Source organism: Novosphingobium sp. UBA6272 (assembly GCF_002440635.1).
Lineage (GTDB): Bacteria > Pseudomonadota > Alphaproteobacteria > Sphingomonadales > Sphingomonadaceae > Novosphingobium.
Genome location: NZ_DJUW01000006.1, coordinates 82093 through 95188, shown reverse-complemented (window position 1 = coordinate 95188; position 13096 = coordinate 82093). Strand labels below are relative to the sequence as shown.

Below are 13096 nucleotides of genomic sequence, written 5' to 3'. Positions count from 1 at the left end.
CCATGCGTTTCAAATTGCTGACTTTCACCCTTGGCGTAGCGCTGGTGGCCTCGGCCGCGGCCCTGGCCGCGCAGGTGGTGGTTGATCCCAGTGCCGTCCAGAACGGCGTCCAGCCGCTGGCCACGCCGGTCCAGGGCCCGCCGCTGACCAACGAACAGTCCCGGGCACTCTACCAGGGCAAAGGCATGCGCCCCGGCGTCTACCGCTTCCGCTCACTACATTCGGGCCTCTGCGCTGTGGTTTCCGATACCGGGCCCACGCCGCCGCTCGAAACCTGGGACTGCGACCGCGACGACGGGTGGCAACACGCGGGGTACAACAACTATTGGGTCGTAATCCCGCACCGGGCTGGCGGTTACACCATCCGCGGCAACGATAACCGACTGCGGTTCCAGGGCCAGCGTCCTCCGGGCGCCGGGGAGCTGACCGCCTGCATGACGGTTGCCCGCGGAGTGCTGATCGGCGCGCCGCGGATCGAATTGCGCTCTTGCGATGCAGCGGGACCCGACTGGACCTGGGCAGGCGCGCCAGACCAGCGCTTCGCGATCCGCAAGTCGGGCCGCGACACCGTTGAGTTCCGGCTGCTGACCGGCGGACAGGAATCGCTTGATTGCTGGGCGCTGCGGGAAAGCGGACGAAATGGCGGCACCGGCGTGGTCCAGTGGACCTGCAACGCCACCCCGGATCAGCAATGGCAAGCCGTGTGGATGGGACCGATCGCTGCCGGGTTCGAAGAAGCCACGCTGCGCAAGGCCGGGTGGTATCTGACCCCGACCGGCCACTATTCGATTGCCAAGGCGCTGGGTGTGGAGCTGGTCGGCGGCGGGGATGAAAGCTTCGATACGGCAGCGGATTCCGGAGACTACTGCGCCAAGCGCTGCGCCGAGCTGGACCGCTGCAAGGGCTGGACCTGGACTGCGGCCGGCTACAGCGGCAACACCGCCCCGCGCTGCAACTGGAAGACCGGCAATCCGCAAGTGGTCAACCGTGGCCCCGCCGCCCGGTACCAGGTGATCAGCGGCTTTGTGCGCTGATCCGCTACGATCAAGGGAGCATCCGATGCGCAGACTTTCAATCGCCGCCGTGATCGCCACCGGGCTGGCCGTGCTGCCCGGCATGATCGCCGCTCAGGACCTGACCCAGCTCTTGCCGCCACCCGTGCTGCAATCGGTGATGGCGCGCGACACCTGGCTTGGGCCGGACCAGTGGACCGATCCGGCCCCGGCCACCTACATGATCCAGGTGGCAGGCAGCGACCAATGCCTGGCCTGGGCCAATGGCGATACCCGCTCGCAGGTGCCATACCTCAAGCTGCGCCAATGCGACGGGTTCGATGCCAACCAGAACCTGGAACTGTCCCCCGCTCTGGCCGCCGTGCCGCTGTTCCCGGCAACCAGCAATGTCCGTTGGCGGATCAACAACCGCGGCGAGTGCGCCGGGATTGCGCGCAATGTGCTGATCGGCGCGCCGCGGGTCGATTTCAACCCCTGCGGGATGACGATCGGCGCGGGCGGCAATCCGGCCTTTCGCGGCGCGGAGGACCAGCAGCTGGTCATGGTCCGAACCGCGCTGGGTCGCTAACGTTTCCGCACCACCGACGGGCGCTGCTGGAGCGTGGGCGGCGCGGTGCAGGAAGGCGCGCAGTTGCAGATCGAACCCTGCGACGGGCGCGCCGGGCAGGTGTTCCAATTGACCGTGCTGGGCGGAGTTGCCGAGCCGACCAACCAGGATGCAGCCGACCGCTTCGGCTGGGTGCAGATCGGCACGGTGACAGGATCGAACGCGTCCGACCGATTCCGCCGCCTGGGCGGGATCGATCTGCCCGGATCGGACATCGCCAATTTCACCACGGCGGCAGACAGTGGCCGGGCCTGCGCGATCGCTTGCGCCGGCAATCGCCAATGCCGTTCATTCACCTGGGTCCGACCCGGCGTGCAGAATGATGCGGCTATGTGTTGGCTGAAGAACAGCGTGCCTTATGTCACACTCAACGGACAGACCGCTTCAGGGATCGTGCGTCCCTGATCAAGCGCGGGAATGACGCGACCCTGCGTCGCGCCTGCGTCGCGCGCGGGGAGCGGCTCAGGCCGCTCCCTGCCATGCCCGCACTGCCTCCAGCGGCCAGACCAGCATCAGCACGTTGAGCGTCAGGTTGTCGCGGATCATGAGCAGGGTGAACAGCTCGAACACGATTGCCATGGCCAGGCTGACCTTCCACGGCAGCTTGCTGGCTATCCAGAAGCCCAGCGCCATGAAACCGATATCCGACAGCGAATTGAGCACGCTGTCGCCCTCGTAACCGAAGCTGACCGTCACCGCGCGGTAGCGATCGATGATCAGTGGCGAATTTTCCAGCAGTTCCCAGAACGCTTCGAATGCGATCGCGATCGGCAAGGCCCAGATCGCCGGCTTGCCGCCCAGCAGCTTCCAGCGCCGCCACAGGATATGCGCGAAGAAATAGAACAGCAGCCCGTGAATCACGTGGCTGAAGCTGTACCAATCGGCGATGTGCTGGCTGTTCTCGCTCGACTGGACCACCCCGTGCCAGAGCTTGACCGTGCCGCATTGGCAGATCGCGGTGCGGCCCATGGCGAGCAGGGCCGCTCCGGTCGCCAGGGCCGCAAACAGGCTGAGCAGCAGGCCGCGACGTTCAGGCAGGAGGCTGGGTTGGGGCTGGGTCATGGTCAACAGGCTAAGGCCTTGCTATCGTTCGCGCAACAGACTCGGGCCGCCCCCGGTCGGACCTGGCTTTGCAGGCAATGGAGAACAAATTTGACTCGCCGTTTCAAAGCTCTCGCCGCTTTCTCAGTCCTCGCCCTGGCCCAGCCCGGGTTGCTTGCCGCCCAGACCGACGCGGCAGCAAAGCCGGCCGAGACCGCGACCGTCGCAGTCGATCAGGCCCATTTGCGGCTTTACGATGTCATTTTGGGCGGGGTCGATATCCAGGCGATGGCCCAGGCGGGAGCGGATTCGATTTTTGATGGGCTGGTCCGCAACGAGCCGCGCATGGCGCAGCTCGCTGAGCGCAACCCCGGGATGCGGGCCGAGTTCCGCACCATGGCCATGCCTTTTCTCAAGACCTGGATGACCCGTTCCACCTCCATCATGCGTGAGCGGGTCGCGGCGCGCTTTGCCCGGCACTATACCGCAGCCGAGGCAGCGGAACTCGGACAGTTCTATGATTCCCCGGTCGGGCGCAAACTGATGAAAGCGTTCTCAGGCAGCATGACATTCGACAAAACCGTCGATCAGGCGCTTCAGTCAGGCAGTTCGAGCCAGCCGATGGTCAATGCCGATGTGGACAAAAGCCTCAATGCCGGGTTGGCGAGGTTCTTGCCAACGCTGAGCCCGGCTGAAAAAGAGGAGTTCATTCGCATGAGCAAGCGGCCCGTCTTTGCCAAGCTCGGGCTGATTTCGCAGGCGATGCAGGGCATCGAGCAGCCCAAGATCGACGAAATGTCGACCCCGGAAGAGCGGGAAGCCTTTGGGCAGGCCCTTCGCACCCTGTTCGAAAAGGCCATGGCCAACTGATCAACCGGCGCGCGCTGTCCGGTGCGCTTTCCATTGGCGCGCGGTGGTTCTACAACCTGGGGCATGGCGCGGCGCAAGTCCACTCAACAGCCTTCAACTCCGGCCGCTTCCTTGGCCCCGGTGACCCCACGCGCCTGCGTGATCGGCGGCGGGATCGGCGGGCTGGCGCTGGCGATCCGGTTGCAGGCGTCCGGGCAGGCAACGGTCCTGGTCGAGGCGCGCGAACAGGTTGGCGGGCTGATCCGCAGCTGGCAGCGTGACGGCTTCACCTTCGATGCCGGACCTGGTGCGCTTCCCGATCCCGCCGCGCTGCGCGATTTGTGGAGCCTGACCGGCGAAGACCTCGCCGATGACCTGCCCTTGCTTGAAGTTGCGCCGGCCTGGCGCTGCAACTGGCCCGACGGCACGGTGCTCGATCTGCCGGCCGACGCGGCCCAGCTGGCACGGCTCGCCCCGCAGGACCTGCCGGGTTACGAAGAATTCGTGCAATGGTGCGCCGCCAGCCGCAGCGACGCCTGGCAGCGGCTGGCCGAACAGGCCCAGGGCTCGCCGCTCGCCGCGCTCGAAGCCATCGGCCCGCTGGTCCGCCACCAGGGCTGGCGCAGCCCGGCGGGGCTGGCTGCCCATTTCGTCAAGAGCGAGAAGCTGCGCGAGGCGCTGGCCTTTCAGGCGCTGCTTTCGGGGGCCAATCCGTTCGGCAGCTCGGCGCTCGGCCTGCTTGGCCAGATCCCGGCTGGCCTGGGTCCGGCGTGGTGGCCCGAAGGCGGGATCGGACGATTGGCCCAGGTGCTGGCCGAACGGTTCCAGAAGCTGGGCGGAGAATTGCGGCTGCACGATCCGGTGGTGCGGGTCCACACGGTCGGCAACCGCGTGACCGAGATCGAATGCGCCAGCGGCTGGCGCAGCGCGGTGACGCTGGCGGCCAGCAATGCCGATGTGGTCCACACCTATCGCGACTTGCTGCGCGGTACCCAGCGCGGCCCGGCCATGGCCCGCAGCCTGGTCGAGAAGCGCTTCTCCCCCTCGGCCTTTACGGTCCATTTCGGGCTGGAAGGGACCTGGCCGGGGATCCCGCACCGGATGGCGCTGTTCGGCCCGCGCTTTGCCGGACTGATCGACGATATCTTCACTCACGGCGTCCTGCCGCAGGACATGATGATCCTGCTGTCGCACCCCAGCCTGACCGATCCCGGTCTGGCCCCGCCGGGCAAAAGCGTGCTGAGCGCCACCGTGCCGGTCGCCAACCTGGCCAAGCTGCCGATCGACTGGGACACGGTCGGCCCGGTGCTGCAGCGGCGGGTGCTGAAGGAAGTGGGGCGGCGACTGGTGCCCGATATCGAAGACCGGATCATCACCGCGTTCCACACCACGCCGCGCGATCTGGCGCTCGATTTCAACGCCTGGTCCGGGGCCGGCTGGGGGCTGGAGGCCAGCCCGCTGCAATCCGGCCCGCTGCGCCCGCATCATCGCGACGGCAAGCTGGCCAACCTCTATCTGGTCGGGGCCGGAACCCATCCGGGCGCGGGGCTTGCAGCCGTGCTGGCCGGTGCTAAGGCGACCGCCCGGTTGATTGTGGAGACAAAGCGGTGAAGCGCCTTGCGGTCTATTGCGGTTCGGCAACGCCGGACGATCCCCGCTATATCGAACTGGCGGCAGAGGTCGGGCGGACCCTGGCCGAGCGCGGGATCGGGGTGGTCTATGGCGGCGGGCGGCTCGGCCTGATGGGCGCGGTGGCCACGGCAGCGCTGCAGGCAGGCGGCGAGGTGATCGGGGTGATCCCCGAAGCCCTGGTCAGCAGCGAGGTTGCCAACCGCGAATGCACCGAGCTGATCGTGGTCAAGGACATGCACGAGCGCAAGGCCGCCTTCACCCGCCTGTCTGACGGGTTCGTCACCATCCCCGGCGGGGTCGGAACGATGGACGAGCTGTGGGAAGCGGTCAGCTGGGCCCAGCTTGGCTATCACGCCAAGCCGGTCGGGCTGCTCAACGCGCTGGGCTTTTTCGATCACCTGATCGCCTTCAACCACCACATGATCCAGGTCGGCTTCATCCGTCCGGCCCACCAGGGCATCATCATCGCCGAGCCCGAGCTCGACCTGCTGCTGACCCGCATGGCTGCGCATGAGCCGCACACGCCGATCTTCGGAATGAAGAGTTCGGATTTGTAATTTTCCGCAACGCGCCCTAGGGGCACGCGCAATATGCATTCCTACCCCGCCCCTGCGCTCGCCCGTGTCGAGGAGATGACCAAGGCCGCCGCTGCCGATCCGGCGCGGGCGGTGTCGTTTCAAGGCGCGCCGGGCTGCAACGGGCACCGCGCCGCGACCGAGCTTGATCCGGCCTGCCTGCCGCTGCCCTGCTTCAGCTTTGAGGACGCGCTGGAAGCGGTGAAGGACGGGCGCGCCGCGCGGGCGATCATTCCGATCGAGAATTCGCAGCATGGCCGCGTCGCCGACATCCACTTCCTGCTGCCGGAAAGCGGGCTTTACATCGTCGGCGAGCATTTCATGGCGATCAACCATGCGCTGATGGCGCTGGGCGACGGGCCCTTCGCGGTGGCCTATTCGCATCCGCAGGCGCTGGGCCAGTCGCGGTTCTATTTGCGGGAACGCGGGATCGTGCCGATCAGCTATGCCGATACCGCCGGGGCCGCGGCCTATGTGGCCGAGCAGGGCGATCCACAGGCCTGCGCCGTCGCGCCGCGCATCGCTGCCGAGCTCTATGGGCTGAAGGTGATCGACGACAATGTCGAGGATGCGGCCGACAACATGACCCGCTTCGTCGTGCTGGCGCGCGAACCGCTTGATCCGGCCAGCCTTGATGGTGCGCCGGCGATGACCACTTTCGTGTTCGAAGTGAAGAATATCCCCGCCGCTTTGTACAAGGCGATGGGCGGTTTCGCCACCAACGGCGTCAACATGACCAAGCTGGAAAGCTATCAGAAGGGCGCCAGCTTTGCCGCTACCATGTTCTATGCCGATATCATCGGCGCGCCAGGCGATCCGTCTGTTGACCGGGCGCTGGAAGAACTGGCGTTCCACTGCAAGGAACTGCGCCTGCTGGGCACCTATCGTCAGGAACTTGTTCGCGGTTAAGCGGAATTTAGCCGCAACCATGGCTTGCCCCGGCTTCGCCGCCGTGCAAACACTGCCCGCGTGAGCACACCGGCACCGGCCATTGAGGGGGCAACCGCAGCACAGGACGCCGCGCGCGACTGGCAGGCCGTGCATGCCGACAAGTCGATCCAGTTCACCCCGATCAATATCGATGCCAAGCCGTCCGAAACGCCCGGCTGGCTCAAAGCGATCGGCGATGTCCTGCGGGCGATTTTCGAACCGATCGGCCAGGCGCTCGGCATGACTTGGAACGTGCTGATGTGGGTGCTGATCGCGCTGTTCGCGGTTGCCGTGATCTATGCCTTGGTCCGGATCTTCGAACCGGCGCTGGCCGGGCGCCGCAACAAGGGCAAGGCGGCGCCGGGCGAAGAGGAATGGATCCCGCAGGAGCATGAGGCGCGCGCCCTGCTCGAGGATGCCGACCGTCTTGCTGCCGAGGGCCGCTATGACGAAGCAACCCACCTGCTGCTGCGCCGCTCGGTCCAGCAGATCGTCAATGTCCGCCCCGGCTGGGTCCAGAAGGCCAGCACCGCGCGCGAAATCGCCTTGCTGCCAGGCCTGTCCGAAGGCGCGCGCAGCACCTTCGGCCTGATCGCCACCCGGGTTGAGCGCAGCCTGTTCGCACTGCGGGCATTGGGCGCGGATGACTGGCAAGCCGCGCGCGAGGCCTATGCCCGCTTCGCGCTGGAACGGATCGTGGGATGAGCCGGGCCAATGCCAGCCCGTTCTCGCCTCGCATCGCGCTGGGGCTGGCGCTGTTCGGGATCGTCTCGTTCGTGGTGCTGCTGTGGATGGTCGGCACCGGGATCGGCGATCCGGGGCCGCGCGCCTTGGGTTCGCACGCCCAGGGCAAGTCGCTTAACGGCTATGCCGCGCTTTACCAGTATCTGGGCAAGCGTGGCTATCAGGTCAGCTCGGTCCAGTCGCGCAATGCGCTCAAGCAGCGAGGGTTGCTGATCCTGACCCCGCTCCATTCGGCCGACCCGAAGGAGCTTGAGGAAGTGGTCAGCGGCCACCGTGAGTTCGGGCCGACGATTGTGGTCCTGCCGAAATGGCGGGCAGTGGCCGCGCCGAAGAAGACGGACAAGGTCAAGGAGGGCTACGTCCAGCTGGTCGACGCTGACACGCCGGACTGGAAAGGCTTCTACGACGAAATTCGGCTGGAGCGCGGCGCCCTGCTGACCGGTGCGCAGCCCGGGGCCTGGGAAGCGCAGGGGCTGAGCGGGGCGATGCCTGAACCCAGGAAGGTCTTCTCCGGTTCTGGCGAGACCGTGATTCCGCTCGTTCTGGGCGAAAACACCCGGCGTCCGCTCGCCGCCTATATCGCCGACGGCGGTGACTATCCGGCGCTGCGCGACATGGCGCTGTGGGCCGACGAAAGCGAGCTCAACGACGATCTCAACTGGCAATATCCGGTCATTTTCGTTTTCGATGCCGACCTGTTCAACAACTGGGGCATGAACCGGCAGGAGAACGCCCTGCTGGCGGAAAAGCTGATCGAAGCGGGACTGGACGGCGAAGAGGGCAAGGTTGTGTTTGACCTGACCATGGTCGGTTATGGCCGCTCGCCCAACCTGCTGAGCCTGGCCTTTACCCCGCCGTTTCTGGCCGCGACGGTCTGCCTGCTGCTTGGTATCGCCGTCGCGTTGTGGCGGGCCTATTGCCGGTTCGGACCGCCGCTGCTGGGCGGGCGCGCGGTCGCTTTCGGCAAGCGCGCGCTGGTCACCAATTCCGCCGGGCTGATCCACCGTGCCCGCCGCCTCCACCTGCTTGGCATTCCCTATGCCGATGCCGCGCGTGAGCGGCTGGTCAAGGCGCTGGCGCTGCCCGCCCGGCTCAGCCACGAGCAGGCCGAAAAGGCGATCGACCGCGCGCTGGCCGGGCGCGCGCCGGGATCGCCTGCGTTCTCCGCCGCCGCCGCCCAGATGCGCGCGGCCCGCAAACCCACCGACATGCTGCGCGCCGCGCGGCAACTCCATGCGCTGGAAAGGACCCTGACGCGATGAGTGCAAAAGAAATGACCCTGGCCGAGGTAAGCCACCTTGCCGCCCAGATCCGGGGCCAGATCGGCAAGGCGATTGTCGGCCAGACCGAAACCGTCGACGCCTTGCTGGTGGCGCTGCTCGCCCAGGGCCACGTCCTGCTGGAAGGTCCGCCGGGGACGGCCAAGACCTTCCTCGCGCAGTGCTTTTCGGCCAGCCTGGGGCTCCAGTTCGCGCGGATCCAGTTCACCCCGGATCTGATGCCGGGGGACATTCTGGGGTCGAACCTGTTCAACTTCCAGACCAGCCAGTTCACCCTGACCCGGGGCCCGATCTTTACCGAGCTGCTGCTGGCCGACGAAATCAACCGCACTCCGCCCAAGACCCAGGCTGCGCTGCTCGAGGCGATGCAGGAACGCCGGGTGACACTGGACGGCAAGCCGCACAGCCTGCCCGACAACTTCCTGGTCGTCGCAACCCAGAATCCGATCGAAAGCCAGGGGGTCTATCCGCTGCCCGAGGCCCAGCTGGACCGGTTCCTGTTCAAGCTGCTGGTGGCCTATCCCAGCGCGGCGGAAGAGGCGAAGATCGTCGCCACGTTCGGCCAGCAGGCCGGCCCGCCGCGCGCCGCCGAAATGGGGGTGGAGCAGGTCGCCGATGCCGGGACAATTGCTGCGGCAGCGCGGGCGGTAAAGACCGTCACCCTGGCCGAAACCGTGATCGATTATGTCGTCCGCCTGATCCGCGCGACCCGCGACAGCGCCGATCTTGCCGCGGGTGCCAGCCCGCGCGCTGCGGTGCTGCTGGCCAACGCCGCCCGCGCCCGCGCCGCACTGGAAGCGCGCGACTATGTCGTGCCCGACGATGTCAAGGCGCTGGCAGCGCCGGTGCTGCGCCACCGCCTGCTGCTCTCCCCCGCGGCCGAGATCGAAGGCAAGCAGGTTGAGGCGCTGGTCGCCGAAATGGTCGAAAGCACCGAGGCCCCGCGCTAGTACGGATGAGCGAACGCGCCGCCTTGATCCCGACCGGCCGGGCCGCGCTGCTGGTGGTGGCTGCGGCCCCGCTGGCACTGCTGCTGGCGGTGCTGGCCCCGGCGTTGTGGACGCTGGCCCCGGCGCTCGGCACGGCGGTGCTCGCGCTGGTTCTGCTCGATGCCGTGCTGGCCGGGCGGATCAGCTCGGCCGACCTCAATGTTCAGGGCGATGTCGAAGTGGGCGAGGAAGGCTGGCTGCGGCTTGATGCGCTGTTCGCCGGGGGCCTGCGCAGCCGGGTCGATTGCGCGCTCGCCGCCGATCCGCGCCTGCTCCCCGGCGGCCGCGCCGAGGCCGCGCTGGAGCGAACGGGCGGCAACGCCTGGCACGCGGCGATCCCCTTCCGCCCGGTCCGCCGCGGGACCGGCGAAGTCGAAGACCTGTGGCTGCGCTGGACCGGTCCGCTGGGCCTGGGCGCGCGGCAATTGCAGCGCGCGATCGAGCGGCCGGTGCGGGTCTGGCCCAACCTGGCCCCGGTCCGTTCCCCCGCTTTGCAGACCTTTCTGCGCGATGCCCAGTTCGGCATCCTGGCCCGGCGGATGCGCGGGGAAGGGACCATGTTCGAGGCGCTCGCCGAATTCGAGCCGGGGATGGACAAGCGCCGGATCGACTGGAAGGCCAGCGCCCGCCACGCCCACCTCTATGCCAAGGAGTATGAGGCCGATCGCAACAACCAGATCGTCTTCGCCTTCGATTGCGGCGCGGCGATGTCCGAACCGGTCGCCGGGCTGCCGCGGATCGACCGGGCGGTTTCGGCCGCGCTGGCGACCGCCTATGTCGCGCTGAAAGGCGGGGACCGGACCGCGCTGTTCGGCTTTGCCGCCCGGCCCGAGCTGTTCACGCCGTTCGTCACCGACCCGCGCGATTTCCAGCGACTGCACCGCGCTGCTGCCGCGCTCGACTATCACGCGCAGGAACCCAACTTCACCCTGGCCCTCGCCAGCCTCTCCAGCCGGCTGCAGCGCCGCAGCCTGGTGGTGGTCTTTTCCGACTTCACCGATCCGACCAGCGCCGAACTGATGGTCGAAAGCATTTCGCGGCTGACCAACCGGCACCTGGTGCTGTTCGTGACCATGGCCGATGAGGAACTTACCAGTCTCGCCACCGCCGCGCCCGACGACATGCAGCACCTCGCCATGGCGGTCAGCGCCGATGGCTTGCTGCGCCAGCGCGCGCTGGTGCTGGGCAAGTTGCGCCAGATCGGAGTCGATGTGATCGAGGCGCCGTGGGACCGGATCGGGACCCGGCTGCTCGATGCCTACCTGGCGATCAAGCGCAAGGGGTCGATCGGATGATGGTTCAGAAGACCGATCGGATGACAGGGAGCAGGCGGCGATGGCCCTGATTTCGATGACGCGCGGCAATACCGAAGCGGCGATCGAAGCGGCCGCGCTGCGCTCCGACCGCTTCCGGCAAGAGCGCGAGCCGGACTGGAAGCGGCTGGAACTGATCGTCACCCGGATGGAGAAGGGCCGGATTGGCAAGCTCTCGGATGCCGATCTGCTCGAACTGCCGGTGCTCTACCGCACGGTCGCCTCCAGCCTCTCGGTCGCCCGCGAGACTTCGCTCGATGCGGCGACGCTCGCCTATCTCGACAGCCTGGTCCAGCGCGCCTGGTTCCTGGTCTATGGCCCGCGCACCACCTTGTGGTCATGGCTGCGGCGCTTCTTCGGCGGCGAATGGAGCCGCGCGGTGCGGGCCATCACGCCTGAGATCCTGGTCGCCCTGGCTTTGATGGTGGCGGGCACCGTGGTTGGCTGGATGCTCTGCGCACAGGATCCGGACTGGTTCTACGCGTTCGTCTCGCCCGAGCTGGCCGGCGAGCGGGTCCCCGGCGCAACCCGCGAGGTGCTGCGCGAAGGGCTGTTCGGCAAGGCCAACGAGGATGGCCTGTCGGTCTTCGCAGCCAGCCTGTTCAGCCACAATTCCAGCGTCTCGATCCTGATGTACGCGCTGGGTTTCGCCTTCGGCGTGCCGACGCTGATGCTGGTGGTGCAGAACACCACCATGCTGGGTGCGATCCTGTGGCTCTATAATGGGGTCGGGCTCGACTACGAGATCGCCGGCTGGCTGGCGATCCACGGCACGACCGAGCTGTTTGCGCTGCTGCTGGCCGGGGCCGCCGGGCTGCATGTCGGGCGTTCGATGGCCTTTCCGGGCGAACTGTCGGTAGCCGAAGCTGCCGCCGCCGCCGGACAGCGAACCGCGACGGTAATGGCCGGGGTGGTGCTGATGCTGCTTTGCGCCGGGATGCTTGAAGGGCTGGGCCGCCAGCTGGTCGATGTCACCGCAACCCGCCTCGCAATCGGTGGCGGGATGCTGGTGTTCTGGCTGATCTACTTCTTCCTGTTCCGTCACGTGCCGCAGGGGAGCGAGGACTGATGGCCAGCCTCGCCCCGCCGGCCCGCAACGATCCGGCCCGGGTGCTGGTCACCCCGGAAGGGATCGCCATGCCGGTCAAGCTGGCCAGCCGCGGCAGCCGGCTCGGCGCGCTGCTGCTCGATTTCATGATCATCACCTTCGCGATGATCGCGGTCATCGCAGTGCTGAGCTACATCGGCTCCGGCCTGATTCCGGGCGGGATCGACAAGATCGGCGAAAAGGGCAAGGACATGCCCGCCGCGCTGGAATTCGTGATCATCCTGATCATCGCTGCGGCCTTCCTGTTCCGTTATGGCTATTTCCTGGCTTTCGAACTGGGCCCGCGCGGCGCGACCCCGGGCAAGCGGTTGACCGGGATCCGCGTCGCGGCGCGCGGCGGCGGCCGGCTCACGACCGAAATGGTGCTGGCCCGCAACCTGATGCGCGATGTCGAGATCCTGCTTCCGTTGGCCGGGCTGACCAGCCTGTTCGGGGATGACAGCCTGTCCAAATGGCCGATGCTGGCCTGGATCCTGGCCTTCTCGTTGTTCCCGTTCTTCAACCGCGACCGGATGCGCGCCGGCGATCTGGTCGCCGGAACCTGGGTGGTCGAAGCACCGCGGATCAAGCTCGAGCAGGTGCTCTCAACCGGGCAAAGCGTGGCCAGCGGGACCAGCACGTACACCGGTGCGTCCTATCGCTTCAGCGACGAGGAACTGGCGGTCTATGGCGAATACGAGCTCCAGACGCTGGAGCGCGTCCTGCGCGACGACCGGCACGAAGCGATGGTCGCGGTGCATGAGGCGATCTGCCGCAAGATCGGCTGGAACCCGGGCGCGGGCGACGAGCGCGCCTTCCTTGAGGCCTATTACACCCAGCTGCGCCACCGGCTTGAATCCGGAATGCGGATGGGCAAGCGCAAGGCCAACAAGTTCACGTCGTAAGAAAATTCCGGCAGCCGAAGCGTTCTCCCCTCCCCGGCGGGGAGGGGCCGGGGGCGGGGGTTCCCGGCCACGAGGGGGTACACCCCCATCCCAACCCTTCGTCAGGGGGAAGGGCTTCTTCCAAATCAGCC

At 67.2% G+C, this 13096-nt stretch carries 14 protein-coding genes; 13 read left to right on the top strand and 1 reads right to left on the bottom strand.

The genetic code is table 11. From position 1 onward, the window contains the following. Positions 1-2: 2 nt before the first annotated feature. Genes B2V17_RS04780 through B2V17_RS04770 form a run of 3 tightly spaced genes read left to right on the top strand, consistent with a single transcriptional unit; the run spans position 3 to position 2025 of the window. The gene (locus B2V17_RS04780; protein ID WP_292995750.1) at positions 3-1034 is read left to right on the top strand and encodes a hypothetical protein; all 1032 of its coding nucleotides are present in this window, start codon (positions 3-5) and stop codon (positions 1032-1034) included. A 25-nt stretch (positions 1035-1059) separates the two neighbouring features. Then, a complete protein-coding gene (locus B2V17_RS04775; protein ID WP_292995748.1) occupies positions 1060-1581 on the top strand; it encodes a hypothetical protein in 522 nt (173 codons plus the stop codon). A gap of 33 nt (positions 1582-1614) precedes the next feature. Continuing rightward, positions 1615-2025, top strand: coding sequence for a PAN domain-containing protein (locus B2V17_RS04770; RefSeq protein ID WP_292995746.1), 411 nt, complete (start codon positions 1615-1617; stop codon positions 2023-2025). 57 nt (positions 2026-2082) lie between these two features. On the opposite strand, the gene B2V17_RS04765 is transcribed toward B2V17_RS04770, so the two are convergent. Next, a complete protein-coding gene (locus tag B2V17_RS04765; protein ID WP_292995744.1) occupies positions 2083-2682 on the bottom strand; it encodes a DUF2585 domain-containing protein in 600 nt (199 codons plus the stop codon). A 90-nt stretch (positions 2683-2772) separates the two neighbouring features. Here B2V17_RS04765 and B2V17_RS04760 point away from each other — a divergent pair, with 90 nt between their 5' ends. From B2V17_RS04760 to B2V17_RS04715, 10 genes are all read left to right on the top strand, one after another. Further along, on the top strand, positions 2773-3531 hold the full coding sequence (locus B2V17_RS04760; RefSeq protein ID WP_292995742.1) for a DUF2059 domain-containing protein: 759 nt from the start codon (positions 2773-2775) through the stop codon (positions 3529-3531). A gap of 63 nt (positions 3532-3594) precedes the next feature. Beyond that, positions 3595-5121 (top strand): phytoene desaturase family protein, encoded by a 1527-nt coding sequence (gene crtI / locus B2V17_RS04755; protein WP_292995740.1) that lies wholly within the window; start codon positions 3595-3597, stop codon positions 5119-5121. Then, positions 5118-5699 (top strand): TIGR00730 family Rossman fold protein, encoded by a 582-nt coding sequence (locus B2V17_RS04750; RefSeq protein WP_292995738.1) that lies wholly within the window; start codon positions 5118-5120, stop codon positions 5697-5699. The genes crtI and B2V17_RS04750 overlap by 4 nt, the downstream gene beginning before the upstream one ends. Positions 5700-5732: 33 nt before the next feature. Beyond that, positions 5733-6626 carry a prephenate dehydratase gene (locus tag B2V17_RS04745; RefSeq protein WP_292995736.1) on the top strand — a complete coding sequence of 298 codons (894 nt, stop codon included), beginning with the start codon at positions 5733-5735 and terminating at the stop codon, positions 6624-6626. A 60-nt stretch (positions 6627-6686) separates the two neighbouring features. Beyond that, positions 6687-7352: a hypothetical protein gene (locus B2V17_RS04740; RefSeq protein WP_292995734.1), complete on the top strand. Its 666-nt coding sequence runs from the start codon at positions 6687-6689 to the stop codon at positions 7350-7352. Beyond that, complete coding sequence (locus B2V17_RS04735) at positions 7349-8653, top strand: DUF4350 domain-containing protein (protein ID WP_292995732.1); 1305 nt, start codon at positions 7349-7351, stop codon at positions 8651-8653. Before B2V17_RS04740 ends, B2V17_RS04735 begins: the two co-directional genes overlap by 4 nt. A gap of 11 nt (positions 8654-8664) precedes the next feature. After that, complete coding sequence (locus B2V17_RS04730; protein WP_414690763.1) at positions 8665-9621, top strand: AAA family ATPase; 957 nt, start codon at positions 8665-8667, stop codon at positions 9619-9621. A 5-nt stretch (positions 9622-9626) separates the two neighbouring features. Further along, complete coding sequence (locus B2V17_RS04725) at positions 9627-10955, top strand: DUF58 domain-containing protein (protein WP_292995728.1); 1329 nt, start codon at positions 9627-9629, stop codon at positions 10953-10955. 40 nt (positions 10956-10995) lie between these two features. Beyond that, entirely contained in the window at positions 10996-12042 is a 1047-nt protein-coding gene (locus B2V17_RS04720) for a stage II sporulation protein M (RefSeq protein ID WP_292995726.1), read from the top strand. Next, complete coding sequence (locus tag B2V17_RS04715; protein WP_292995724.1) at positions 12042-12965, top strand: RDD family protein; 924 nt, start codon at positions 12042-12044, stop codon at positions 12963-12965. Before B2V17_RS04720 ends, B2V17_RS04715 begins: the two co-directional genes overlap by 1 nt. Positions 12966-13096 lie beyond the last annotated feature (131 nt).